The 24,922-nt window shown below is 65.2% G+C and carries 19 protein-coding genes and 1 pseudogene; 4 read left to right on the top strand and 16 right to left on the bottom strand.

Annotated features, from left to right (window positions below):
• Window positions 1-64: 64 nt before the first annotated feature.
• Window positions 65-1,750: a long-chain fatty acid--CoA ligase gene (locus tag BN2503_RS07470; protein WP_054256028.1), complete on the bottom strand. Its 1,686-nt coding sequence runs from the start codon at window positions 1,748-1,750 to the stop codon at window positions 65-67.
• A 105-nt stretch (window positions 1,751-1,855) separates the two neighbouring features.
• A complete protein-coding gene (hrpA, locus tag BN2503_RS07465) occupies window positions 1,856-5,908 on the bottom strand; it encodes an ATP-dependent RNA helicase HrpA (protein ID WP_054256027.1) in 4,053 nt (1,350 codons plus the stop codon).
• A 226-nt stretch (window positions 5,909-6,134) separates the two neighbouring features.
• Here hrpA and BN2503_RS07460 point away from each other — a divergent pair, with 226 nt between their 5' ends.
• Both BN2503_RS07460 and argA read left to right on the top strand, forming a co-directional pair.
• Window positions 6,135-7,247: an acyltransferase family protein gene (locus tag BN2503_RS07460; RefSeq protein ID WP_054256026.1), complete on the top strand. Its 1,113-nt coding sequence runs from the start codon at window positions 6,135-6,137 to the stop codon at window positions 7,245-7,247.
• 234 nt (window positions 7,248-7,481) lie between these two features.
• The gene (argA, locus tag BN2503_RS07455; protein WP_054256058.1) at window positions 7,482-8,828 is read left to right on the top strand and encodes an amino-acid N-acetyltransferase; all 1,347 of its coding nucleotides are present in this window, start codon (window positions 7,482-7,484) and stop codon (window positions 8,826-8,828) included.
• A 312-nt stretch (window positions 8,829-9,140) separates the two neighbouring features.
• On the opposite strand, the gene bla is transcribed toward argA, so the two are convergent.
• The 11 genes and pseudogenes from bla to BN2503_RS07400 form a co-directional block, all read right to left on the bottom strand.
• A complete protein-coding gene (bla, locus tag BN2503_RS07450; protein ID WP_054256025.1) occupies window positions 9,141-10,007 on the bottom strand; it encodes a class A beta-lactamase in 867 nt (288 codons plus the stop codon).
• Between the two features lie 2 nt (window positions 10,008-10,009).
• The gene (locus BN2503_RS07445) at window positions 10,010-11,650 is read right to left on the bottom strand and encodes an HD family phosphohydrolase (protein WP_054256024.1); all 1,641 of its coding nucleotides are present in this window, start codon (window positions 11,648-11,650) and stop codon (window positions 10,010-10,012) included.
• A gap of 93 nt (window positions 11,651-11,743) precedes the next feature.
• Window positions 11,744-12,244: a disulfide bond formation protein B gene (locus tag BN2503_RS07440; protein ID WP_054256023.1), complete on the bottom strand. Its 501-nt coding sequence runs from the start codon at window positions 12,242-12,244 to the stop codon at window positions 11,744-11,746.
• A gap of 42 nt (window positions 12,245-12,286) precedes the next feature.
• Window positions 12,287-13,399 carry a sulfate/molybdate ABC transporter ATP-binding protein gene (locus tag BN2503_RS07435; protein WP_054256022.1) on the bottom strand — a complete coding sequence of 371 codons (1,113 nt, stop codon included), beginning with the start codon at window positions 13,397-13,399 and terminating at the stop codon, window positions 12,287-12,289.
• 47 nt (window positions 13,400-13,446) lie between these two features.
• On the bottom strand, window positions 13,447-14,394 hold the full coding sequence (gene cysW / locus BN2503_RS07430; RefSeq protein WP_233495025.1) for a sulfate ABC transporter permease subunit CysW: 948 nt from the start codon (window positions 14,392-14,394) through the stop codon (window positions 13,447-13,449).
• Complete coding sequence (gene cysT, locus BN2503_RS07425; protein WP_054256021.1) at window positions 14,391-15,257, bottom strand: sulfate ABC transporter permease subunit CysT; 867 nt, start codon at window positions 15,255-15,257, stop codon at window positions 14,391-14,393. The genes cysW and cysT overlap by 4 nt, the downstream gene beginning before the upstream one ends.
• Before the next feature lie 7 nt (window positions 15,258-15,264).
• Window positions 15,265-16,266: a sulfate ABC transporter substrate-binding protein gene (locus BN2503_RS07420; RefSeq protein WP_054256056.1), complete on the bottom strand. Its 1,002-nt coding sequence runs from the start codon at window positions 16,264-16,266 to the stop codon at window positions 15,265-15,267.
• A 208-nt stretch (window positions 16,267-16,474) separates the two neighbouring features.
• Window positions 16,475-16,681, bottom strand: a pseudogene (locus BN2503_RS07415) (transposase); the annotation flags it as partial.
• 182 nt (window positions 16,682-16,863) lie between these two features.
• On the bottom strand, window positions 16,864-17,790 hold the full coding sequence (locus BN2503_RS07410; RefSeq protein WP_054256019.1) for a glutaminase: 927 nt from the start codon (window positions 17,788-17,790) through the stop codon (window positions 16,864-16,866).
• Window positions 17,791-17,793: 3 nt separating this feature from the next.
• Complete coding sequence (locus BN2503_RS07405) at window positions 17,794-18,981, bottom strand: M20 aminoacylase family protein (protein ID WP_054256018.1); 1,188 nt, start codon at window positions 18,979-18,981, stop codon at window positions 17,794-17,796.
• A 37-nt stretch (window positions 18,982-19,018) separates the two neighbouring features.
• Window positions 19,019-20,338, bottom strand: coding sequence for an MFS transporter (locus BN2503_RS07400; protein WP_175537924.1), 1,320 nt, complete (start codon window positions 20,336-20,338; stop codon window positions 19,019-19,021).
• A 147-nt stretch (window positions 20,339-20,485) separates the two neighbouring features.
• On the opposite strand from BN2503_RS07400, the gene BN2503_RS07395 reads away from it, so the two are divergent.
• Entirely contained in the window at window positions 20,486-21,388 is a 903-nt protein-coding gene (locus tag BN2503_RS07395) for a LysR family transcriptional regulator (protein ID WP_054256016.1), read from the top strand.
• A 182-nt stretch (window positions 21,389-21,570) separates the two neighbouring features.
• Here the strand turns inward: BN2503_RS07395 and BN2503_RS07390 are convergent, their stop codons facing one another.
• Complete coding sequence (locus tag BN2503_RS07390) at window positions 21,571-22,455, bottom strand: HDOD domain-containing protein (protein WP_054256015.1); 885 nt, start codon at window positions 22,453-22,455, stop codon at window positions 21,571-21,573.
• An 80-nt stretch (window positions 22,456-22,535) separates the two neighbouring features.
• Window positions 22,536-23,471, bottom strand: coding sequence for a LysR family transcriptional regulator (locus BN2503_RS07385; RefSeq protein ID WP_054256014.1), 936 nt, complete (start codon window positions 23,469-23,471; stop codon window positions 22,536-22,538).
• 130 nt (window positions 23,472-23,601) lie between these two features.
• Between BN2503_RS07385 and BN2503_RS07380 the strand changes: the two genes are divergently transcribed.
• A complete protein-coding gene (locus tag BN2503_RS07380) occupies window positions 23,602-24,252 on the top strand; it encodes an FMN-dependent NADH-azoreductase (protein ID WP_054256013.1) in 651 nt (216 codons plus the stop codon).
• A gap of 120 nt (window positions 24,253-24,372) precedes the next feature.
• Here BN2503_RS07380 and BN2503_RS07375 read toward each other — a convergent pair whose 3' ends face one another.
• On the bottom strand, window positions 24,373-24,921 hold the full coding sequence (locus BN2503_RS07375) for an NADPH-dependent FMN reductase (RefSeq protein ID WP_054256012.1): 549 nt from the start codon (window positions 24,919-24,921) through the stop codon (window positions 24,373-24,375).
• Between the last annotated feature and the right edge of the window lies 1 nt (window position 24,922).

Below are 24,922 nucleotides of genomic sequence, written 5' to 3'. Positions count from 1 at the left end.
GGAAAACTCCTGATTTGATAGCTGCCAGCGCTTGCCAGGTAAGCGCTAGCAGCCTTTTTGGCCCCTATTTTTGTGCGTCCTGCAGCAGGCGCCACATGACCTTGCCACTGCCGCTCTTGGGCAGCGCATCGACGAACTCGACGATACGGGGCGCCTTGTACGCCGCCATGTTCTCGCGGCACCAGGCGATGACGTCCTCCTCGCTCACCTGGCCCTTGTGCGACGGGCGCAGCACCACGACGGCCTTGACGGTTTCACCGCGGTAGGCATCCTTGGCGGAGACGACGCAGGCCTCCTGGATGCCGGGGTGGCGGAACATCAGCGCCTCGACCTCAGCCGGCCAGACCTTGAAGCCGCTGGCGTTGATCATGCGTTTGAGACGGTCGGTGATGAAGAAGTAGCCCTCGGCGTCCATCCAGCCCAGGTCACCGGTGCGGAAAAAGCGCTTGCCGTCGCGCTCGAAGAACGCTGCGCGTGTGGCCCCCTCGCTGCGCCAATAGCCCGAGAACACCTGCGGTCCGCTCACCACGATCTCGCCCTGCTCGCCCTGGGGCATGGGCTCCAGCGTGTCGGGGTTGGCGATGAACGATTCGGTGCCAATGAACGGCATGCCCAGGCACTGCTGCTTGCTGTGCTGCGCCGGGTTGTTGTGCGAGGGCGCGGCGGTCTCGGTCAGGCCGTAGCCCTCCTGGTAGGTCAGGCCGTATTCCTCAAGCAGGCGCTGCGCCACGGCCTGCGGCATGGCCGCACCACCGCCGCCGATGTAAGCCAGGCTGCGCAGGTCGAACTGGCGGAAGTTCGGACTGGCAAACAGATCGATCACCATCGTCGGGATGTTGGTCCAGTTCGTCACCTGGTAGCGCGAGATCAGCTGTCCGGCCAGCTCCCGGTCCCAGCGTGGCATGAGCACCATGGTGGCGCCCAGGTAAATGCTGGCATGCATGACCGACACCATGCCCGTGATGTGGAACATGGGAATGACGGTCAGCGTCACGTTCTCGCTGCTGCCCTGGCCCCACAGCGCCGAGGCCACGGCGTTGTGCATGATGCTGCGGTGCGTGTGCATGCAGCCCTTGGGCAGGCCCGTGGTGCCGCTGGTGTAGGGCAACACGCTCAGGTCCTGGGGCCCCACCGTCAGCGGTGGCACGGGGGCGGTGCAAGCCAGCGCATCCTGCCATGTGGCCGTGCTGCCGCCCTCGAGCGTGGGCAGGGGCTGCGGCGTGGTCAGCCAGGCTTGCCAGGCGGCCGGAATGGCGTCGCCCTGCCCCGGCGGTGGTAGGTACTCGCCCGGCTGCGTGACCAGCAGATGGTCCAGGCGCTGGCCGGCCGGCAGGGCGTTGCTGGCCTTGGCCAGCTCGGCGCCCAGGTCGGCGCTGGCGATGGCCACCTTCACCTCGCCGTCGGTGATGTAGTGCTTGAGCTCCTCGGCCAGGTTCATGGGGTTGACCGGCACCACCACGGCGTTGGCCCGCAGGATGGCAAAGTGCGCCGCCACCAGCTGCGGCAGGTTTTGCATCAGCAAGATGACGCGGTCACCCTGGCGCACGCCAACGCTGTGCAGATAGGCGGCCAGGCGCTCCGCCGTGTGCGCCAACTCACGGTACGGCATCGCCCGGCCGAAGAACACCAGCGCCGCCTTGTCGGGGTAGCGGCGCGCGCTGGTTTCAAGGTTGTCCGGCAGCGCGGTGGCGGGCACCGTGATGGACTGGGGCAAATGGCTGGGCCAGTGGGCGAGATGGGGTGGCTGCATAGCAAGAGCGGTTGGAAGAGTTGCCAAGCCGCTGAAGCTAAGGCTTACGCGCCCTGCTGACGCCGGGGAAAGCCCTGAGCCGGGGTCACCTGGGCGACGCGGGGTTCAGTGCTGCAGCTGCTGCCACACCTTGTCCAGCCGCTTGGTGCTGACGGGGTACGGCGTGCGCAGCTCTTGCGCGAAAAAGCTCACGCGCAGCTCTTCCAGCATCCAGCGGTACTCCTGCAGGCGCGCGTCCATCTGGCCCTTGCGCTCGGCCAGCAGGCGCCAGTAGCGCTGCTCCAGCGGCTGCAGCTCTTTGAGCTTGGCCGCGTCGCGCGCGGGGTCGGCGCGGTATTTGTCCAGGCGCACGGTGATGGCCTTGAGGTAGCGCGCGTAGTGCTGCAGTTGCGCCCAGGGCGCCTGGGCAATGAAGTTCTTGGGCATCAACTTTTGTAGCTGCTCGCCCGCGTCCCGCGTGGCTTCGGGGGCATTTTTGGTGTCTTTTATCTTGCGCTGCGCGCCAGCGTATTCCAGCAAGATGGTGGCAGCCATGCGCGCCACTTCGTTGGCAATCAAGGTCAGGCGGCCCCGGCCCTCTTGCACGCGCTGCTTGAAGGCGTCTTCGGTGGCGGGCAAGGGGTCTTGCAGGAAGGCGCGGTCCATGGCCACATTGATGATTTGCGCGCGCAGCTCTTCCTGCGTGCCCAGCGGCATATAGGCCACGGCCATTTTTTGCAGGTCGGGAATGTTCTTTTCCAGGTACTTGAGCGCGTCTTTGATTTGCAGCGCAAACAGGCGGCGCAGGCCCACGCGGTGGCGCGCGGCGGCCACTTCGGGCTCGTCAAACACCTCGATGGCCACGGCCTCGCCGTGGTCGATCAGGGCAGGAAAACCCAACAGCGTTTGCTGGCCCTTTTTGATTTCCATCAGCTCGGGCAGCTCGCCGAAGCACCATTCGGTGTAGCGGGCATCGTGCGGGGCTGCGGCTGGTGGCGCGGCCTGCGCTCTTTTTTCAGGAGCTGCTTGCGCTTGCTTAGAGCCATTTTCCGATGTTTTTAACTCTGAAACCTTTTCAGGCTGAGCGCGAGCAGCTACTTTTAATGTAGCAAGCGCCTGGAAGGCACCGCGTGCTTTGCTACCCCACTCGGCCTTGAGCGCGGCCAGGTTGCGCCCCTGCCCTAGCTGGCGGCCATGCTCGTCGGTCACGCGAAAGTTCATGAACAGGTGCGGGCTGAGCATGTCCAGCTTGAAGTCGGCGCGCTTGACATCCAGCGAGGTTTCATCGCGCACCTGCTTGAGCAAGGTGTCAATCAGCCCGGCCTTGCCCGTGACTTCGGCCCAGCGCCCGTTCTCGGTGAACAGCGCCGCCAGGCGCGCGGCGTTTTCTGGCAGCGGCACAAAGCGGCTGCGCGGGCGCTGCGGCAGGCTTTTCAAGAGCGCCTGGATTTTCTCTTTCAACATGCCGGGCACCAGCCACTCGGCGCGCTCTTCGCTCACCTGATTCAGCACGAACAGCGGCACCGTCACGGTGATGCCGTCGCGCGCATCGCCCGGGCTGTGCAGGTAGCTGGCCGAGCAGTCGGCGCCGCCGAGCTTGACGGTTTTGGGAAATTTTTCGGTGGTGATGCCCGCCGCCTCGTGGCGCATCAGCTCGTCGCGCTTGAGCTGCAGCAGGCCGCTGTCGGCTTTGCTGGCGGGGCGGAACCACTTGTCAAACGTGGCGCCGCTGTACACGCCCTCGGGAATGTGCTGGTCGTAGAAGGCGTAAATCAGCTCGTCGTCCACCAGCACGTCTTGGCGGCGGCTTTTGTGCTCCAGCTCCTCCACCTTGCGCACCAGCTTGTGGTTGGCGGCCAGGAAGGGCCAGTGCGTCTCCCACTCGCCCTCCACCAGCGCACGGCGGATGAACAGCTGGCGCGCCTCCACCGGGTCAATGCGGCCGTAGCTCACGCCGCGCCCGTTGTAGATCACCAGGCCGTAGAGCGTGGCGCGCTCGTAGGCCACCACGTCGGCCTGCTTTTTCGACCAGTGCGGGTCGAGCAGCTGCATTTTCAGCAAGTGGTAGCCCACCTCTTCCAGCCACTGTGGCTCAATCGCCGCAATGCCCCGGCCATACAGGCGCGAAGTTTCGACCTGCTCGGCCGCGACGATCCAGCGCCCGGGCTTTTTGCTCAGGTGCGCGCCGGGGTGCGGGTGGAATTTGATGCCGTGCGCGCCCAGGTAGGCCTCGCTCTCCTCGCCCTTGAAGCCGATATTGCCCAGCAGGCCCGAGAGCATGGACAGGTGCACCGCCTCGTAGCTGGCGGGCTGGGTGTTGACCTGCCAGCGGTGTTCCTTGACCACGGTGAGTAGCTGCGAGTGGATGTCGCGCCACTCGCGCACGCGGCGGATGTTGATGAAGTTCTGGCGCAGCAGCTGCTCCCACTGGCGGTTGCTGATTTTGTGCGTGGCCTCTGTTTCGGGCGCGGTGCCGCTGGGCTGAAACGCAGCGGGGCGCGGCTCGGCGCTGTCTTGCGCCTGGGCGCCGCTGCCGCGCTGGGCCACGGGCAAAAAGGCGGTTTGGCGCGCGTTCTGGCGCGGCGCCGGGGCGCTTTGGGCGGCCATTTCCTTGCGCGTTTTGGCCACCACTTTGCCGCCGCGCGCATCCATCAGCCACTGCCACAGGCGCAGGTAGCCGGAGAACTCGCTTTTCTCGTCGTCAAACTTGGCGTGTGCCTGGTCGGCTTGCTGCTGCGCCTCCAGCGGCCGGTCGCGCACGTCTTGCACACTCAGGGCCGAGGCGATCACCAGCACCTCGGCCACGGCGCCGCGCGCACGCGCCTCCAAAATCATGCGGCCCACACGCGGGTCCAGCGGCAGGCGCGACAGCTCCTGCCCCATGGGCAACAAGTTGCCCCGCTCGTCCACCGCGCCCAGCTCCTGCAACAGCTGGTAGCCATCGGCAATGGCGCGGCCCGAGGGCGCTTCGAGGAACGGGAAGTTCACCACGTCGCCCAGGCCCAGCGACTTCATGCGCAAGATGACGCCCGCCAAGGACGAGCGCAAAATTTCCGGGTCGGTAAAGCGGTCGCGCTGATTGAAGTCCGCCTCGTCGTACAGCCGAATGCAAATGCCGTTAGCCACGCGCCCGCAGCGCCCCGCGCGCTGGTTGGCCGCCGCCTGGCTGATGGGCTCGACCAGCAGCTGCTCCACCTTGCTTCTAAAAGAATAGCGCTTGACGCGCGCCGTGCCTGCGTCAATCACATAGCGGATACCCGGCACGGTGAGCGAGGTTTCCGCCACGTTGGTGGCCAGCACAATGCGCCGGCCCGTGTGGCCGTCAAAAATGCGGTCTTGCTCGGCCTGCGACAGGCGCGAGAACAGCGGCAGCACCTCGGCGTTGCGCAACACGGGCGAATGCTGCAAATGCTTGCGCAGGTGGTCAGCGGCTTCGCGGATTTCGCGCTCGCCGGGCAAGAAAATCAAAATGTCGCCGCCCTGCCCGCCGGCCCACAGCTCGTCCACGCCGTCGGCGATGGCGTCGTTGAGGTCGTAGTCTTTCTTTTCCTCGAAGGGCCGGTAGCGCATCTCCACCGGGTAGGTGCGCCCCGACACCATGATCACCGGCGCCGGGCCGTTTTTGCCCGCAAAGTGCTTGGCAAAGCGCTCGGCGTCGATGGTGGCCGAGGTCACCACCACCTTCAGGTCGGGCCGCTGGGGCAGGATTTGCCTGAGGTAGCCGAGCAAAAAATCGATGTTCAGGCTGCGCTCGTGCGCCTCGTCGATGATGAGGGTGTCGTAGGCCTTGAGCAGCGGGTCGGTCTGCGTCTCGGCCAGCAAGATGCCATCGGTCATCAGCTTGACCGAGGCGCCCTTTTGCAGCGTGTCTTGAAAGCGCACCTTGTAGCCCACCACCTCGCCCAGCGGGGTTTTCAGCTCCTCGGCAATGCGCTTGGCTACGCTGCTGGCGGCAATGCGGCGCGGCTGGGTGTGGCCAATGAGCTGACCGCGTTCACCGGGCTTGGCGTTCAGCCGCCCGCGCCCCAGCGCCAGGGCGATTTTGGGCAATTGCGTGGTCTTGCCCGAGCCGGTTTCACCGCACACGATGATGACCTGGTGCGCGGCCATGGCGGCCATGATTTCCTCGCGGCGGCTGGAAACGGGAAGGGACTCGGGAAAGGTGATCGAGAGGGGCATAGGGGCAGGAATTATCCCCGCGCGGCATGCGTCATGCTTGTTTACACATTTTTGACACGAGCTGACTACAATCCGTCGCTTTCGGGTAAACCCGAAGGGCATGCGTGCACCGCATGCCGGAAACCCCTGGCGGCAGATGCCGCCACTCCCCCACTCCCGGTGAGGTGCTTGCGCTACGGCGCCGCCGGCGCGTTCATCCCACGATGTTTTCAGGAGGTGCCAGGTTTTGGCCGAGGTTCCACAGTCCCTTTCTCCGGGCCGCATCGGGCTGCCCTACAACCCCGCGCTGGACGGGCTGCGTGCCGTCGCCATCGTGCTGGTGCTGCTGTCGCACGCCCATGCGCCGATGTTCGAGGGTGCGTTCTACGGCGTGGACATTTTCTTCGTGCTCAGCGGCTACCTCATCACGTCGCTGCTGCTGCAGGAGCTGCAGGGCACGGGCCGCATCGCCTACGGGCGCTTCTTCCGCCGCCGCTTCCTGCGCTTGATGCCGGCACTGCTGCTGTTCCTGGCGGTGTACTGCCTGGTAGCGCCCCTGCTGTGGCCCGGCCTGGACGACATGTACGCCGACGCGCTGGTGGCCGCGCTCTACCTGGCCGACTACGGCATCGCTTTCTTCGACCAGCCCGACAAACTGCTGCACATGTGGTCGCTGTCGGTGGAGGAGCATTTTTACCTGGTGTGGCCGCCCCTGCTGGCGCTGCTGGTGCGCCACATGCCCCCGGGCAAAGTCTGGCGCCCGGTGCTGCTGCTGTGCGTGCTGGCCTGGGCCTGGCGCGTGCTGTGGGTGGCGCAGGGCCAGCAGTTCTACGAGGTGTTCTTCCGCTTCGACACGCGCGCCTCGGGCCTGCTCATGGGCAGCCTGCTGGCCTGCCTGCTGCACGAGCAGCCTGCCTGGTTTGGCGCGCTGCGCCAGCGCATGGCCCATGGCATGTGGCTGGTGTTCGCGGTGCCGCTGCTCATGGCGCACTCCTGGGACAACATGGACGCCATGGTTTGGGGCATCACCGTGGTGGAAGGCGGTGCGCTGATGGTGCTGCTGGCCGTGCAGCGCGAGCACACGCTGCTGCACGAAATGCTGCGCGCCCCGGCGCTGGTGTGGGTGGGCAAGCTCTCCTACGGTGTCTACCTGTGGCATTACCCGGTGGTGCGCTACCTGCGCACCGACCTGCACTGGTCGCTCACCGTGGCGCTGGGCCTGGCCATCTCGCTGGCGTTGGCAGCGCTGTCGTTCCATACCGTGGAGCGCTGGGCCCTGCGCTGGCGCGACGCACGGCCGGCCCCGCACAAGCCGCCGCGGGAACGCAGCGTTGGCTCGCCTGCACTCTCATTTCGATAGCTGGTAGCGCTTCTCCATCGCGGAATTTGGTGTGAAAAGCACCTGAAATGACCGCATGGAAAGCGCCAGCAGCTCCTTCTTTTGCAGCACGGCCCCCTTTACACCACACATTCCGCGCACTGCCGCTACACTGCGCGCTGAACCTGCCTGCCATCCCCGCGCCACGCCCACTGGCGCGCGGAGCGCAGGCATTTTTTCCGCCCTCTGCCGTTGCCCACGCCGTTCACACCGCCCATGTCCGCCGTATTCAACTTCACCTTCGTCCCCTGGTTCCGCTCGGTCGCGCCTTACATCCATAAGTTCCGCCACCAGACCTTCGTCATCGGGCTGCCGGGCGAGGCCATCGCCGCGGGCAAGCTGCCGGTCATCGCGCAGGATCTGGCCATGATCCAGGCCATGGGCGTAAAAATCGTGCTGGTGCACGGTTTTCGGCCCCAGGTGAACGAGCAGCTCGCCGCCAAGGGGCATGAGGAGCGCTACTCCCACGGCATGCGCATCACCGACTCGGTGGCGCTGGACTGCGCCCAGGAGGCCGCGGGCCAGCTGCGCTACGAGATCGAGGCGGCCTTCAGCCAGGGCCTGCCCAACACGCCCATGGCGGGCTCCACGGTGCGCGTCATCTCGGGCAACTTCATCACCGCGCGGCCGGTGGGCATCGTTGACGGCGTGGACTTCCAGCACACCGGCGTGGTGCGCAAGGTGGACGTGGCGGGTATCCAGCGCGGGCTGGACATGGACGCGCTGGTGCTGATCTCGCCGTTCGGCTTCTCGCCCACGGGCGAGGCCTTCAACCTGGCCATGGAGGAGGTCGCCACCTCGGTGGCCACGGCGCTCAAGGCCGACAAGCTGCTGTTCATGACCGAGGTGCCCGGCATTCGCATGCGCCCCGAAGATCCCCCCGGCGAGGACAACCCCATCGACACCGAGCTGCCGCTGGCCCAGGCGCGCCGCATGCTGGCCAGCGTGCCAGACAGCCACAAGCCCACGGACACGGCCTTCTATCTGCGCCACTGTGTCAAGGCCTGCGAGGGCGGCGTGGAGCGCAGCCACATCATTCCGTTCGCCGTGGATGGCGCGTTGCTGCTGGAGATTTACGTGCACGATGGCATCGGCACCATGGTGGTCGATGAAAAGCTCGAGGAGCTGCGCGAGGCCACGGCCGACGACGTGGCGGGCATCCTGCAGCTGATCGAGCCGTTCGAGAAGGACGGCACGCTGGTCAAGCGCGACCGCACCGAGATCGAGCGCGACATCGCCAACTACACCATCATCGAGCACGACGGCGTGCTGTTCGGCTGTGCGGCGCTCTACCCCTACCCCGAGGCGCGCACGGGCGAAATGGCAGCCGTGACGGTCTCGCCGCAAAGCCAGGGCACGGGCGACGGCGAAAAGCTGCTCAAGCGCATCGAGCAGCGCGCGCGCAACCAGGGGCTGCAAAGCCTGTTCGTGCTCACCACGCGGACCATGCACTGGTTCCTCAAGCGCGGCTTCGCCCCGGTAGACCCCAATTGGCTGCCCGAGGCACGCAAGCGCAAGTACAACTGGGATCGCAAGAGCCAGGTGCTGGTAAAAAGGCTCTAACCCTTATCCAGCAAGCGTCACCGGCTCCCAAGAGCCTGTTTACGACCTTTTCATAGTGTCCGCAAGGCAGCAAAAAGCCGCAATCTAGGCGCGCACCGCAGGCCATGCTGGAGGCCTGGGTAAGGTGTGCAACGACGAGTGCGGCTTTTTGCTGCTTTGCCCCAAGGGTTGCCCCGCAAAAGTGGCATCTGCGGCGTTGCAAATGCTCGCCGGGCCACCAGCCCGGCTGCGCTTTGCGCCTACCACCTGCCACTTTTGCGGGGCAACGGGCACTATGAAAAGGTCGTAAACAGGCTCTAAAAATGGAGCGTATCAGGCCGCAACCCACTGCGCTACGCTGCGCCCCACCGCGGCAAGGGCGGCATCGCGCCGTGCGCCATCGGCCGTGCTGCCGGTGAGGTAGCAGGCCAGCACCACCGGCGCGCGGCCAGGAGGCCACAGCACGCCGATGTCGTTGCTCGTTCCACGCGGGCCGGTGCCGGTTTTTTCGCCGATACGCCAGCCGGGCGGCATGCCCGCGCGCAGGCGCTGGTCGCCGGTGCGGCAGCCCAGCATCCAGCCCTGCAGCCGTTCGCGCGAGGCGGGGGTGAGCACCTCGCCCAGCGCCACAGCCTGCAGCGTGCGCGCCATGGCCTCGGGCGTGGTGGTGTCGCGCACGTCGCCCGGGGGCACGTCGTTGAGCGCCGGCTCGTTGCGGTCCAGCCGCGTGGCAGGGTCGCCCAGCGTGCGCAGCCAGTCCGTCAGCGCCTGCGGGCCGCCCTGGCGGGCCAGCAGCAGATTGGCGGCGGTGTTGTCGCTCCAGGCCATCGCGGCCTCGCACAGCTCGGCCACCGTGAGGCCCGCGCCACCGGCATGCTGCCGCGTCACCGGGGCATAGTCGAGCAGGTCGGCCTGGCCGTAGGCGACGCGCTGCGCCAGGTGCTCCACCCCCTGGTCCACGCGGTGCAGCACCTGCGCCGCCAGCAGCAGCTTGAAGGTGCTGCACAACGCAAAGCGCTCGCCACCCCGGTGTGCGGCCAGGCGGCCGGTGCCCGTGTCGAGCACCGCCACCCCAAGGCGCCCGCCCACGTCCTGCTCGACGCCGCGCAGTGCGCTTAGCAAGGAGCGCGTGGCGCGGTCCTGGCGGGCCTGCGCGCTCCCAGCCAGGCAAGTGGCGGCGATGAAGGTGCGCCTGCGCATCGTCAATCCAGCGGCATATCGGCGCGCAGCAGCCGCTGCACGTCCACCGCGTCGATCTGGCCAGGATCGAGAAAACGCTCGGCATAGCGCAGGTACACCTGCTGGCGCAGGAACACGGCGAACAGATCGGGGTCGATATGGCCGCCATCGGCCATGCGGCGCATGATGGCCAGCGCCTGCGACAGCTTCATGCCTTGCTTGTACGGCCGGTCGGCGGCGGTCAGGGCCTCGAAGATGTCGGCAACGCCTAGCATGCGCGCCTGCCACGACATTTGCTCGCGCGTCAGGCCGCGCGGGTAGCCCCGGCCGTCCATACGCTCGTGGTGCCCGCCCGCGTACTCGGGCACGTTACGCAGGTGGCGTGGCCAGGGCAGGCTCTCCAGCATATTGATGGTGGAGACGATGTGGTGGTTGATCACGTCGCGCTCCGCCTGGGTCAGCGTGCCCGAGCGAATGGTCAGGTTCTGCAGCTCCTCGGCAGTGAGCAGCGCGGTGGTCACCCCGTCGGGATTGCGCCACCGCCGCCCCTGCCCAATGGCACGCACGCGCTGCTGGTCGGCCTCGGGCATGGCTTCCACGCCGTGGTTGCAGTGGCGCAGGAAGTCGCGCTCCTCATCCAACGCCTGCAGCTGCCGCCCCAGCGTGGCCTGTAGCTGCGCTTCGGCGTGCGCATCGGCCACGGGGCGCAGCGCCAGCTGGCGGCGCAGCATGTCGATGCGCGCGTCGCGTTTGAGCACTTCAAAGCGCGTATCGACGAGGCCGATGCGGTCGTACAGCGTCTGCAGCTTGGTGGCCTTGTCCACCACATGGACCGGCGTGGTGATCTTGCCGCAGTCGTGCAGCAAGCCGGCCATTTTCAGTTCATAGCGGTCGCGCTCGCTCATGGCGAATTCCGCCAGCGGCCCCTCGGTGGTGGCATGGGCGGCCTCGGCCAGCAGCATGGTCAGCGCCGGCACGCGCTGGCAGTGCCCGCCGGTGTAGGGCGATTTTTCGTCAATGGCCAGATTGATGAGCTGGACGAAGGACTCGAACAAGGTTTCGAGCTGCGTGATGAGCTGGCGGTTGCTCAGCGCAATCGCGGCCTGCGAGGCCAGCGACTCGGCCAGGCGCTGGTCCTGCGCCGTGAAGGCGCGCACCTGGCCCGTAGCCGGGTCGATGGCATTGATCAGCTGCAGCACGCCGATGAGCTCGTTTTCATGGTTTTTCATCGGCACCGTCAGGAACGACTGCGAGCGGTAGCCGGTACGCGCGTCGAAAGCGCGTGTGCCGGAAAAGTCGAAATGCTGCTGGCAATAGGCGTCAGCGATATTGATGGTGCGGTCGTGCACCGCCGCGTGCACGGCCACCAGGCTGTCGTTCAGGGCGCCACTGGGCAGGCGCAGCGGCAGGTCGGGAAACTGCGGCGACTCTTCCGATACGCCGCCCAGGCGCAGGCCCAGCGAGTCGGTGCGCACGATGGCGAAGCGCAGCGCCTCGCCATCCTCGGTCACGCGGTACAGCGTGCCACCGTCGGCCCCCAGCAGCCGCTTGGCGGCCTCCAGGATGCTTTCGAGCAGGTGGTGGATGTCACGCTCGCGCGACAGCGCTGCGCCAATGCGGTGCAGTTGCTCCAGCCGCTCCAGCAGGTGTTGTGTCGAATCCATGGCGCTCCCCTCCCCTGGGAATGCAGCCTGCCATGGTAGGGGAAAAAGCAAAAGGCCCCCGGCATGCCGGAGGCCCTGGCGGGGTGGGCCGCGTCAGGCCTTGCGGCTGCGTGCCAGCAAGGCCAGCAGCACCACGCCGATGAGCACGAAGCAGACGAAGGACCAGTTGGCAATCGACCCGCCGAGGAAGGTCCAGTCCACCGCCGTGCAGTCACCAGAGCCACGGAAGATCATAGGAATGGCGCGGCTCAGCGAGTAGCTTTCGATCATGCCGTAGAAGTCGCGCCCGCAGGTGGCGAACTCGGGCGGAAACCACTGCAGCCAGCTCTGGCGCGCGGCGGTGAAAGCGCCGAACCCGGCAAACGCCAGCGCCAGCACGCTCCAGGAAACCCGCCAGCCCGTGCCGGCCCGGGCGCTGGCCAGGCCGGTGAAGATAGCCACGGCAATCAGCGCGTAGCGTTGCACGATGCACATGGGGCAAGGCTCCAGGCCCACGCCATACTGCAGGTACATGCCGAAAGCCAACAGGCCCACGCAGGCCGCGCTGATGAGCGCCAACAGGCGGCGCGGGCATTTGTCCAACAAACTCAACACGGTATTGATTCCTTCAAGGCACCGGGCGGGCCGTGCGGTGGGTCAGATACCGGCGGCCTCGTCCAGAAAAACACGGGCCCGGCGCGGCGTGACCACGACGGTTTCCCCCTCCTGCAAGCCCATCTCCTTGAACTGCTGCGCAGCGATTTGCGCTTCGATCAGGGTCTGCGGGCTTGCATTGTCCGTTGCTTTGGGGCCCTCGGTGGCCAGAAGTTCCAGCCGCGCGATGGGGCCGACGACGATGGCGCGCTCCAGCCGCGCCACGATGCCCTGCCCCAGCGCCTGCCCAGGCTGGTGGCGCTGCACGTCCAGGTCGTGCGGACGCACGTAGGCCAGGGCGCTGGCGTTCTGTGCGCCGGCATGCTCGGGCGAGTCGATGGCCATGCCGCCCTGCACGTGCACCGTGCCCTCGTGGGCGCGGCCATGGAACAGATTCACGTCGCCCAGGAAGCCGTAAACGAACGGGCTGGCCGGGTTGTCCCACACCTGCTGGGGCGTGCCCTCCTGCTCGATGCGGCCCTTGTTGATGACGACCACGCGGTCGGCCACCTCCAGCGCCTCTTCCTGGTCGTGCGTGACGAAGATGCTGGTGACATGCAGCTCGTCGTGCAGGCGGCGCAGCCAGCGCCGCAGTTCCTTGCGCACCTTGGCGTCGAGCGCGCCGAAGGGCTCGTCAAGCAACAGCACCTTGGGCTCCACCGCCAGCGCGCGCGCCAGGGCGATGCGCTGGCGCTGCCCGCCCGAGAGCTGCGAGGGGTAGCGATCAGCGATCCAGTCGAGCTGCACAAGCTGCAGCAAGCTCATCACCTTCTCCTTGATCTGCGCTTCGCTAGGCCGCTCCTTGCGCGGCTTCATGCGCAGGCCGAAGGCCACGTTGTCGAACACCGTCATGTGGCGGAACAGCGCGTAGTGCTGGAATACGAAGCCCACGCCGCGCTCGCGCACGTGCACGTCGGTGGTGTCTTCGCCGCTGAAGTGGATGGTGCCGGTGTCGGGCGTTTCCAGCCCGGCAATGATGCGCAGCAGCGTGGTCTTGCCGCAGCCCGAGGGGCCGAGCAGCGCGATGAGTTCGCCCGAGTCGATGTTCAGGCTGACGTCCTTCAGCGCCTGGAAGTCGCCGAACTGCTTGCTGACGTTGCGAATTTCGATACTCATAAATTAATAGCTTTCAGCGCTTTATCCATAAGCCCTAGGGGCCATTTTCATGGTGTATTTGGGCGTTCAGGCGGCAGCGCGGCGGCAGCCTTTAACTCTTGCTCGCTCTTCCACTCGGCCACCGTCTTGATGAGCAGCGTGACCAGCGCCAGCAGCGCCAGCAGCGAGGCGGCGGCGAAGGCCGCCACCGACTGGTACTCGTTGTAGAGAATCTCCACGTGCAGCGGAATGGTGTTGGTCTGCCCGCGAATGTGGCCCGACACCACCGACACGGCGCCGAATTCGCCCATGGCGCGGGCGTTGCACAGGATCACGCCGTACAGCAGGCCCCACTTGATGTTGGGCAGCGTGACATGCCAGAAGGTCTGCCAGCCGCTGGCGCCCAGCACCACCGCCGCCTGCTCCTCGTCGTTGCCCTGCGCCTGCATCAGCGGGATCAGCTCGCGCGCAATGAACGGAAAGGTGACGAACACGGTGGCCAGCACGATGCCCGGCACGGCAAAGATGATCTTGATGTCGTGCGCCGCGAGCCAGGGGCCAAACCAGCCGTTGGCACCAAACACCAGCACATACATCAGGCCCGCCACCACGGGGGAAATGGAGAACGGCAGGTCAATCAGCGTGGTCAGCAGCGCCTTGCCCTTGAACTCGTACTTGGCAATGGCCCAGGCCGCTGCGACGCCAAACACCAGGTTCAGCGGCACGGCGATCACGGCGGTGATCAGCGTGAGCCGGATGGCCGACCAGGCGTCGGGCTCGCGCAGCCCGGCCAGATAGGCATCCAGCCCCTTGCGCAGCGCCTCGGTGAACACCGCCGCGAGCGGCAGCACCAGGAACAGCAGTAGGAACACCAGGGCCACACCGATGAGCAGCCACTGGACCCAGCGCGCCTCGGTCGTACCGGCCTTGGCGCGGCGGCGTGGCGGCGTGTGCCCGCCAGTGGCGGCGGCGGGCGTGCCCGTGGGCAACGCGCTTGCAGTGTCGACGTGGCTCATGCCGGCATCCCCGCGTGGCGGCGCTGCCATGCTTGCAGCGCATTGATGACCAGCAGCATGACGAAGGAGATGACCAACATCACCACGGCCACGGCGGTGGCGCCGGCATAGTCGTACTGCTCCAGCTTGCCGATGATGATGAGCGGCGTGATTTCAGACACCATGGGCATGTTGCCTGCGATGAAGATGACCGAGCCGTACTCCCCCACGGCGCGCGCGAAGGCCATGGCGAAGCCGGTGAGCAGCGCAGGCGTGATTGACGGCAGGATCACCTGGGTGAAGATTTGCCAGCGCGTGGCCCCCAGGCTGGTGGCGGCCTCCTCCAGCTCTTTCTCTGTGTCTTCCAGCACGGGCTGCACGGTCCGCACCACGAACGGCAGGCCAATGAAGATCAGCGCAATCACGATGCCGTTGGGGTTGAACGCCAGCTGAATGCCCAGCGGCTCCAGGTACTGGCCGATCCAGCCATTGCCTGCCAGCAGCGCGGTGAGCGAAATGCCGGCCACGGCGGTGGGCAAAGCGAAAGGCAGGTCCACCAGTGCATCGACCAGCTTCTTGCCCGGGAACTGGTAGCGCACCAGCACCCAGGCGATGAGCAGGCCGAACACCAGGTTGACGCAGGCGGCGATGAACGACGCGCCGAACGTGAGCCGGTACGAGGCGAGCACACGCGGCGCGCTGATGGCGGCCCAGAACTGCTCCCAGGTGAGGGAAAAGGTCTTGAACACCAACGCCGACAGCGGCACCAGCACAATGACGCTCAGGTAAAACAGCGTATAGCCCAGCGTCAGGCCGAAGCCGGGCAGCACGCGCTTGGGCGCGCGCTTCGGGGGCGGGGCCGTGCCCAGCGCTAGCGTGGTCATGGCGTGCTTACTTGCCGGGCGTGTAGAGCTTGTCGAACTGGCCGCCGTCGTTGAAGTGCACCTTCTGCGCCTCGGTCAGCGAACCGAAGTACTTGGCCACGGTGAACTGCTTGATCGGCTTGAACTGGTCGGCGTGCTTCTTCAGCACCGCCTCCGAGCGCGGGCGGATGGCGTGCTTGGCCGCGATTTCCTGCGCCTCGTCGGAATACAGGTAATCCAGGTACGCCTTGGCCAGCGTCCCCGTGCCCTTCTTGGCCACGGTGCGCTCGACCACGGCCACGGGGTTCTCGGCGGTGATGCTGACCGAGGGGTACACGGCATCGACCTTGCCCTTGCCGAATTCGCGGTCCACCGACACCACTTCCGACTCGAAAGTGATGAGCACGTCGCCGATGTTGCGCTGCAAGAAGATGCTGGTCGCGTCGCGCCCGCCCTTGGCCAGCACCGGCACGTTCTTGTAGAACTTGCCGACGAAATCGGCCGCCTGCGCGTCGCTGCCGCCCTTCTCGCGCACGGCGCCCCAGGCGGCGAGGTAAGCGTAGCGGCCATTGCCGCCAGTTTTGGGGTTCACCACCACCACCTGCACGCCCGGCTTGATGAGGTCGTCCCAGTCCTTGATGTTCTTCGGATTGCCGTTGCGCACCAAGAACAGCATGGTCGAGGTGGTGGGCGATGCGTCATGCGGGAAGCGCTTGGCCCAGTCCTTGGCCACCACGCCGTTGTTGGCCAGGAATTCCACGTCGGTCGTGGTGTTGAACGTCACCACATCGGCGTCCAGTCCGTCGTTCACGGCGCGCGCCTGGGCGCTGGAGCCGGCATGCGACTGATCCACCTTCACGTCCTTGCCGGTGGTCTTCTTGTAGTACGCGGCGAAGGCGACGTTGTAGTCCTTGTAGAACTCGCGCGCTACGTCGTAGGAGACGTTGAGCAGCTGGCTTTGCGCAAATGCCGCGCCGCCGAGCGTCAGGGCCAGGGAGGCCACCAGGGTCTTGAGTCGGGAGGAGTTCATGCAGGTATCGCCCAGGGATTGGTAAGGATCAGGCATTCTCCCGGGCGCCGCATAAAACTCAAAAGAATATATTTTTTTTAATTAATCTATTTTTGGAATATAGAAGCAAAAAGTACAGCGTGCGCATGGGGTAAAAATGGGCTCAAACCCTTGTGCAGCAAGCGCTAAGGACATCCTGAACAACTCGGCTGCGCAAGTGCTACATGGCCGACAAGCTAAACCACTGCTGTATGCAATGGATGCGCAGCATGGTCTCCAGTGCAAAGCGCGGGCGAGCGTTCTTGCCTTCGGGGTAATACGGGGCAATCAGTTCAACCAACGCAGCCCAGGGAACCACGCGTTCCATCTGGGCCAGCAACTGCTGCTTGCGGGTTTTTTTGGTGCTCAGGTTCAGATCAAGGCTGCTTTGCTTCATGCGGTGAGACGATGCCATGGCCTGCTGACACCCACCAAACAGAGGGGGAGGTTTTGCAGGATTTCCTTAACTGTCTGGCGGCAACTCGCCAGCGAGGCAGTCACACCGACCTCAATTTAAACCAACCAGCCTCCTCGAAATCCGGGGCTGTTCATGTCGAGGCAAACGATAAAGCCTACACATCAGAACACCGACCAGCCGGTGAACTCCGATAACTCCTGCAGCGCGCGCGTGCCGAGCAGTGAATTGCCAAACGCATTCAGGCCAGGAGACCAGACCGCGATCGATGCATGTCCCGGAACGACCGCCAGAATGCCGCCTCCGACGCCACTCTTGCCGGGGAAGCCGACCGAATAGGCAAAGTCGCCTGAACCATCATAGTGCCCCGCGAGCAACATCAAGGCGTTGATGCTGCGTGCCTGAGCTGGGTTCAGCAGGTGGGCTGCGGAGTCGAAGCCGGCCAGGAACCGGCCGGCGCTGGCCAATTGCTCGCAGTTCATCGTGATCGCGCATTGGCGACAGTAAATCTGCAGCAGACGTTCGCATTCCATGTGCAGATTGCCGCACGAGCGTAGAAAGTACGCCAGAGAGAAGTTGCGGTAGGCCGTCCGGTATTCCGAGGCGGCAACCTGTTCATCAATCGAGATCCGGTCATCTCCAGCCGCCGCGCGAACGAAATCCATCAGTGCGTCGAGTCCGCAGCCTGCGTCAGGCGCATCGAGCATGGCGTCGGTGGTGACCAGTGCGCCCGCATTGACGAAAGGATTGCGCGGTTTGCCGCCTTCCTGCTCAAGCTCGATGACCGAGTTGAAGGTGTAGTTAGATGGTTCCTTGCCCACCCGCTTCCAGAGCCGGTCGCCGTGACGGCCCAATGCGATCGCCAGTGAGAAGACCTTTGAGATGCTCTGGATCGAAAACGGCGTCGCAGCGTCGCCCGCGCTCAGCCGCTCTCCGCTGGCCAGGCACACACTGATCCCGAACTGATGCACATCAACGCTGGCCAGTTGCGGAATGTAGTGCGCCACCCGGCCGCGCTTGTGTGCGCGCTTCATGCGCGCGTCGAGCCCTACCAGAAAGCCCTGGAGCGTTTCCAAAGCGGCGTGGCCCATCGTTCAGGCCAAGTAACGCCGCGCCAGCAGCACCCAGTATGCAGCGCCAATGGCCAGGTTGGCGTCGTTGAAGTCGTAACCCGGGTTGTGCACCATGCAGGCGCCCAGCTTGTCGCCATCCCCGTTTCCGATCAATAGGTAGCAGCCGGGGCGCTTCTCCAGCATGAAGGCGAAGTCTTCGCTGCCGGTGAGTGGCGGGGCCTGCAGCACAACGCGCTCGGCACCAACCAATTCGCTGCCAATCTGGCGGGCGAAGTCGGTTTCGTCCTTGCTGTTGACCAGTGCCGCGTAGCCGCGCCGATAGTCGATTTCGGCCTTGACGCCAAAGCTCTGCGCCTGTGCGTGGGCGATTTCGGTAATGCGCTGCTGCAGCAGGCTGCGCACCTCAGAATCGAGCGCGCGCACGCTCAGCTCAAGATATGCGCTGTCGGGGATGACGTTATTGGCGCGCCCGGATTGCAGCACCCCCACGGTCACCACCGCTGTTTGCAGTGGATCGACGTTGCGCGAGACGACGGTCTGCAACGCCATCACCAGGCTGGCCGCCGCCACCACCGGATCGGCTGTCTTGTGCGGCACAGCACCGTGACCACCGTGGCCTACCAGCGTGATGTAGACCTTGTCTGAGGAGGCCATCATTGGGCCTTCGCGAAAGATCAAGTGCCCCTGTGGCCAGCCGGGCATGTTGTGCATGCTGAAGATAGCGTCACATGGGTATTTGTCGAACAGGCCGTCGTTCATCATGCGTACGGCGCCACAGTCGCTGGTGCCGTATTCCTCCGCGGGCTGGAAGATCAGGTTGAGTGTCCCTGAGAAGTCACCCTGCTCTGCAAGCACCTTTGCTGCCGCCAGCAGCATGGCCGTATGTCCGTCGTGGCCGCAGGCGTGCATGACGCCCTGGTTGCGACTTGCGTACTGCAGCCCCGTGGTTTCCTGGATCGGCAGTGCGTCCATGTCCGCGCGCAGACCCAGCGTGCGCGTGCCGTCGCCACGCTTGAGTTGCCCGACCACACCGGTTCCGCCCAGGCCGCGCTCAACGTGGTAACCCCAGTCCCGCAGTCGCGCAGCCACCAAATCACTGGTGCGCAGCTCTTCGAATGGCAGCTCGGGGTGCTGATGGATATCACGGCGCAAAGCGATGAATTCGTCTTCGTGTGCGCGTACCGCCTGCAAGGTGTCTTGAACAGTCATGCTATGAACTCACAGTCCGGAAAAATTCGCCTGGTGATCATTTCTGTAGTTCCTTGTCACCGCCGGTTTCGCGCATGAGCAGAATGCCGACGATGGCGATCAAGCTGGTGATAAGGACGTAGACCGCTGGCGCCGCCGGGTTGTCGGTCACCTTGATGAGCCAGGTGATCACCAGTTGCGCGGTGCCACCAAACAGCGCCACGCCAAAGGCATAGGCAATCGACAGCCCGAGCGCGCGTACATGGCCGGGGAACAGCTCCGGGATGGCCACCAGCGTTGGCGCGCCGCCAATGCCCGTGAGCAATGCCAGCAGCGCAGTCGCCAGTGCCAGAGTGGCAACGCTGGTGTGCTCGATGAGCAGCATGTAAGCCGGATAGACCAGCACGAACAATGCCACGCGAGCCCAGAGCATCACGGGTTTGCGCCCATACAGATCTGACAGCCAGCCCCCAAGCAGCGCACCCGCCCAGGTCGCCACGCCGAATACGATGGTCGCCGACATGGCGATCGTCGCGGAGAGCTTGAGCGTGGTCACGGCATAGGTGGTCATGTAGATCGCCGCATAGGTCGAGATCGTCACACCCAGGATGACCATGAGCGCCAGCATGATCGGTCGCAGATGGTGCCGGATATCGGCCAGCGGGCTCTTGATGGGTCCGCTATGCGTGGGCTGCTCGAGGCTCTCGGGCATGTGGCGGCGCAGAAAGACGGCAATGGGGATCAATGCCAGACCGAGCAAGAAAGGGATACGCCAACCCCACGCCAGCATCTGCTCCTTGCTTAGCGCCAGCGTGAGCACAATGCCGACGACGCCAGCCGCCAGCGAGGCTATGCCCTGGCTGGCAAGCTGCCAGCTGCCATACAGGCCGCGCCGGCCCTGGGGTGCGATCTCGATCAGATACGTGGTAGACGGCCCGACCTCGCCGCCCAGGGCCAGCCCCTGCACCAGCCGACAGGCAATGACGATGATGGGTGCCGCCAATCCGATGCTTGCGTACGAGGGGGTGAGCGCCATGCCGATCGTGCCGACCGTGATGAGCGCAATGGTCAACAGCATGGCCGGCTTGCGTCCTGCACGATCGGCAAAAGCGCCGATCAGCAGCCCGCCCAAAGGGCGCGTGATGAAGCCAACGCCAAAGACCGCTACCGACAGCATCACCGTGACCAGCGGTTCGTCAGCGGGAAAGAAGGTCTGGCCGATATAAACGGCGAAGAACGCGTAGGTGGTGAAATCGAAGAACTCAAGTGCGTTGCCAGCCACTGTTGCAGCCACGACGCGGGGCTGCACCTTACTCGTCGCGGCAGTTGAATTGTTCGATACGCGCTGGGATGTGGGCGGCAACGCAACGTCGCCCATACTGGAATTTTGAACGCCCATGAATTTGTCTCCGGATGATTGCTGCTGCCTTGGACGACAGCGTGCGAAATCATAGGAATCATGATCAAATGCGTCTAATGCATAATTTATTCCGAATGCATTCAAAAAACTCATGCGACAAAGGAAATGAACCTGCGCCATCTGGAGTACCTGCTGGCTGTGGCGGACACCGGTTCGTTCAGCCGCGCCGCGGAGCGGTGCCACATCACCCAGTCCGCCCTGAGTCGCAGCATTCAGACCCTCGAAGACGACCTCGGAGCACGTCTGATCGACCGAATGGGCAAGCGCAACGAGTTGACGCCGTTCGGCCAGACCGTTGCAAGCCGGGCGCGCCGCATGGTGCTGGATGCCGTTGAGCTAAAACGCAGCGCACAGCTATTGCAAGAGGGCTACTTGGGGGTCATCCGCATTGGACTCGGCGCGGGGCCTACTGCACTGCTGATGCAGCCCTTTCTGCGTTACATGGCCAGCATGCATCCGAGAGTGCAGGTCAGCCTCGAATCCGGCCCCCCCGAGTTGCAGACCAGGCGCTTGCGCGAACGTGGATTCGACGCCCTGGTCGTGGATCTACGCAGCGTCACGCCTGCTGATGACCTGTTGATCGAAGACTTGGGCCAAATGCGCGGTGGTTTCATCTGTCGCGTGGGTCACCCCCTTACCAAATTCAACACCCCCATTACATTTGCACACCTCCAACGCTATCCGTTAGCGTCGACTTCACTCAATCCGGAGTTGGCACGTCTTCTGATCACCCGCTATGGGCCCGCAGCTGACCCCCAGGTCGCGGTGACCCTGCGCTGCAACGATATCAACAGTTTGCTACAAGCGGTACACGGCAGTGACGCGGTGTTCCTCGGCCTCATCAGCCCCGCGCGTGAAGCCATCGCCAATGGTAGCTTGGTGGAGTTGCCCATCACTCCGGCGTTGAATGAGGGCGCACACTTTGCGTTCGTTACCCTGGCCGACCGCACTGAAGCGCCTGCCATGGGAATTTTTCGCCAGTTTGTGGCCGAACATCTGCATGACTGAGAGTCTCTTGGGACATCCTGAACAACTGCTGCTTGCGGGTTTTTTTGGTGCTCAGGTTCAGATCAAGGCTGCTTTGCTTCACATGCGGTGAGACGATGCCATGGCCTGCTGACACCCACCAAACAGAGGGGAAGGTTTTGCAGGATTTCCCTAAAAGCTATCAATTCAAGCGCAATAAGCGGTCAACGCCCTACCGCGTCCAGGGCCGGATGCAGCTGGTCGATCCAATGCTCCAGTTCGTCGCGTGACACCTGCAGGAAGTCCAGGCACGCCTGGCCGTGCTGGTGCCACTCGCGCGCGGGCTCCAGGCCCTCGTGCTGGTGCACCAGGAAATCGGCCAGCGCGCCCAGCGCCACCAGCTGGCGCACCACCGGGGCAAAGCGCTCGTCCTGCAGGCAGGCAAAGTCGTGGTGCAGCCAGATGGCCTGGGCCACGTCCCCGGGCAGGTGCCAGGTGCGCGCCACGATGGCGCCGACCACGGCATGGTCGGTGCGGTGGTTGGCGTTCTCGGTCTGGGTGAAGGTGCGGTCCTTGCGCGCCAGCGCCTCCGTCACGGTGCTGGCGTAGCCGCGCAACGCCTTGAGCAGGACCGGAAAACCGACATGGCAGAACAGCCCGAAGCTGTAGCCCAGGCCCGGCGGCATGCTGTAGAGCTGCGCGCCAATGTGCTCGCACGCGATGGCTCGGCGCTGCGAGCTGTCCCAAAAATGCTCCAGCAGTGGCGAACGCACCTGCAGCGCATGGCGGGTGATGAAGGCGGTCATCAGCTCCAGCGCTGGCCGCAGACCGAGCACGGTGAGCGCCATGCCCACCGTCTGCACCGGCTGCGTCAGCCCGTGCAGCGGGCTGTTGGCCTGGCGGATGAGCGCGGCGGCCAGCGCCACATCGGAAGACGCGAGCTGGTCCAGCGCCCCCATCTCCGGCTCTGCGCTGTGAACGATGCGCATCAGCTTCTGCAAGGCCTCGGGGCACGGCGGAATGATGATGGCGCGCACAGCGGGCAGGTTGCGGGCCTGGTCGATGTCCTGGTCAATAGGGTGCGTGGTCACGATGGCTGCGGCACTCATGTAGCAATTTGTTGCATTGTCGCAGCAAATGAAGCACCAGGCTCCGATAGCAGCACGGCGTGCCGGTATTCAATCCCGCGTCACGCCGGGGGCGCCGCCGCAACGCGCGTGGCCCAGCTGCTGCGCCCGGGCATGGTCTCGCCCAGGAAGTCGAGGAAATGCCGCACCGCGGGCGCCAGCCCACGGCGCGAGGGAAAGACCGCGTGCACGATGCCCTGTGGCGGCTCCCACTCGGGCAGCACATGCACCAGCCGGCGCGCGCGGATTTCCTCGTGGCACATGTAGTCGGGCAGCCAGCAAATGCCGGTGCCCGCCAGCGCCGCGAATTTGAGCGTGAGCAGATCGTCAGCCACGTAGCGCGGGCTGTGGTGCACCGTCTGCTGCGCCCCATGCGGTCCCGAGAGCACCCAGACGGCCTTGCCGTCGGGCGCCGACATGGCGATGCTGTCCATGCCCGCCAGATCGTCGAGGCTCGCAGGCAGCCCCTGGCGGGCGATCAGCTCCGGGCTTGCCACCAGCACCTGGCGCGCGCTGTCGAGCCGCTTGACGACCATGCTGCCGCTGTCGTCCAGCGTGGCGCGCACACGCAGCGCCACGTCAATGCCCTCCTCCACCAGGTTCACCGCGCGGTTGCTGACCTGCATGTCCACGCGCACCTGGGGGCAGCGTGCCAGGAAGTCCGGCATCAGCTCGCCCAGCACGGTCTGCGCCAGCGTGACCGGGCAGCTCACACGCACCGTGCCGCGCGGCGCGGTCTGCACCTGGGCCACCAGGTCGGCCGCCGCTTCGGCCGACTCGCGCATGGCCTGGCAGTGGCGCAGGTACGCCTCGCCCACCTCGGTCAGTGCCAGCCGCCGCGTGGTGCGCTGCAGCAGGCGCACGCCCAGCTGGACCTCCAGCTCGGCCACACGGCGTGACAGGCGCGACTTCGGAATGCCCAGCGCCCGCCCGGCCGCGGCAAAGCCGCCGCGCTCGGCCACCTCGGCGAAATACAGCATGTCGTTCAGGTCTTGCATGGCGGCGCGCCCTCATTGTTCTACTGGCAGAACAATCTATCGCATCGACGCCTACTTATCAACAGTGGCAGGCCAATTCAAAATTCACCCATCGCCACACGAACGTGGCCTTTTTCTTTCAGGAGCCACCATGCAACTGCTGCACATCGATTCCGCCATCACCGGCGCCCAGTCCGTTTCCCGCCAACTCTCGGCCCAGATCGTCGAGGCCTGGAAAGCCAGCCACCCTGGCACGCAGGTGCAGTACCTTGACCTGGTGCAGGACGCCCCGGCCCACTTCACCATGGATGCCATGGCCCCGCGCACCGGCCAGACGGAAGGTCTGAGCGAGGCCCAGCAGCGCGAAAACGCTGTGTCCGAACGCCTTGTGGCGCAGTTCCTGGCCGCCGATGTGGTGGTGATCGGCGCGCCGTTCTACAACTTCACCATTCCGACCCAGCTCAAGGCCTGGATCGACCGTATCGCCCAGCCGGGCCGCACCTTCCGCTACACCGCCAACGGTCCCGAGGGCCTGGCCAAGGGCAAGACGGTGATCGTTGCCTCCAGCCGTGGCGGCATGTACTCCACCAGCGACGCAGGCCGTGCCATGGAGCACCAGGAAAGCTACCTGCAGACCGTGCTGGGCTTCTTCGGCGTGACCGACGTGCGCTTCGTGCGCGCCGAGGGCGTGGGCATGGGCCCCGAGGCCAAGGCCAAGGCCCTGGAAGCCGCCGCCCAGGCGATCGCCACCGAAGTACATGGCGGCGCCGCCAACCAGGCGCAAGTAACGCAAGCCGCCTGAGCGCCCACCCGACAAAAAAACCGGCCATGCCGCACAGGCATGGCCGGTTTTTTACATGAAAAGCGGCTCTAAGGCTTACTCAGAAAGCGCTGGCAGCTATCGAATCAGGAGTGCAACGCCTCATGCGTGGCGCTTGACCCAGGCCACGTACTTGTCCACCCAGCCTTGCAGGAAAGCCCGGCTGGCTTCGCCGATATTGCCGTCGGCATCAAACAGGCCGTCCTTGGCATGCACAAAGGCCTCGGGCTGGCCCAGCGTGGGCATGTCCAGGTACGCCAGCACGTTGCGCAAGTGCTGCTGCGCCAGCGCCGTACCAATGGCGCCGATGGAGGTGCCAATCACTCCGGCGGGCTTGCCCGCCCAGGCGCTTTGCCCGTAAGGACGCGAGCCCTGGTCGAGCGCGTTCTTGAGCACGCCCGGGATGGAGCGGTTGTACTCCGGCGTGACGAACAGCACGCCCTGCGCCCCCGCAATCTCGGCTTTGAAGCGGCGCACCGCCTCGGCCGGCGCACCGTCATCGTCCTGGTTGTAAAGCGGCAGGTCGTCAATGCGCACCTGCTGGAACGCGAAATCGGCAGGTGCCAGCCGCGCCAGCGCCGTAGCCAGCTTGCGGTTGAAGGAGTCCTTGCGGAGGCTGCCGACGACGACGGCGATGCGGTACGTGCCCATG

Source organism: Paenacidovorax caeni (assembly GCF_001298675.1).
Lineage (GTDB): Bacteria > Pseudomonadota > Gammaproteobacteria > Burkholderiales > Burkholderiaceae_C > Paenacidovorax > Paenacidovorax caeni.
Note: the sequence above shows the minus strand (reverse complement) of the source record. Positions and strands in the feature narration are given on the sequence as shown.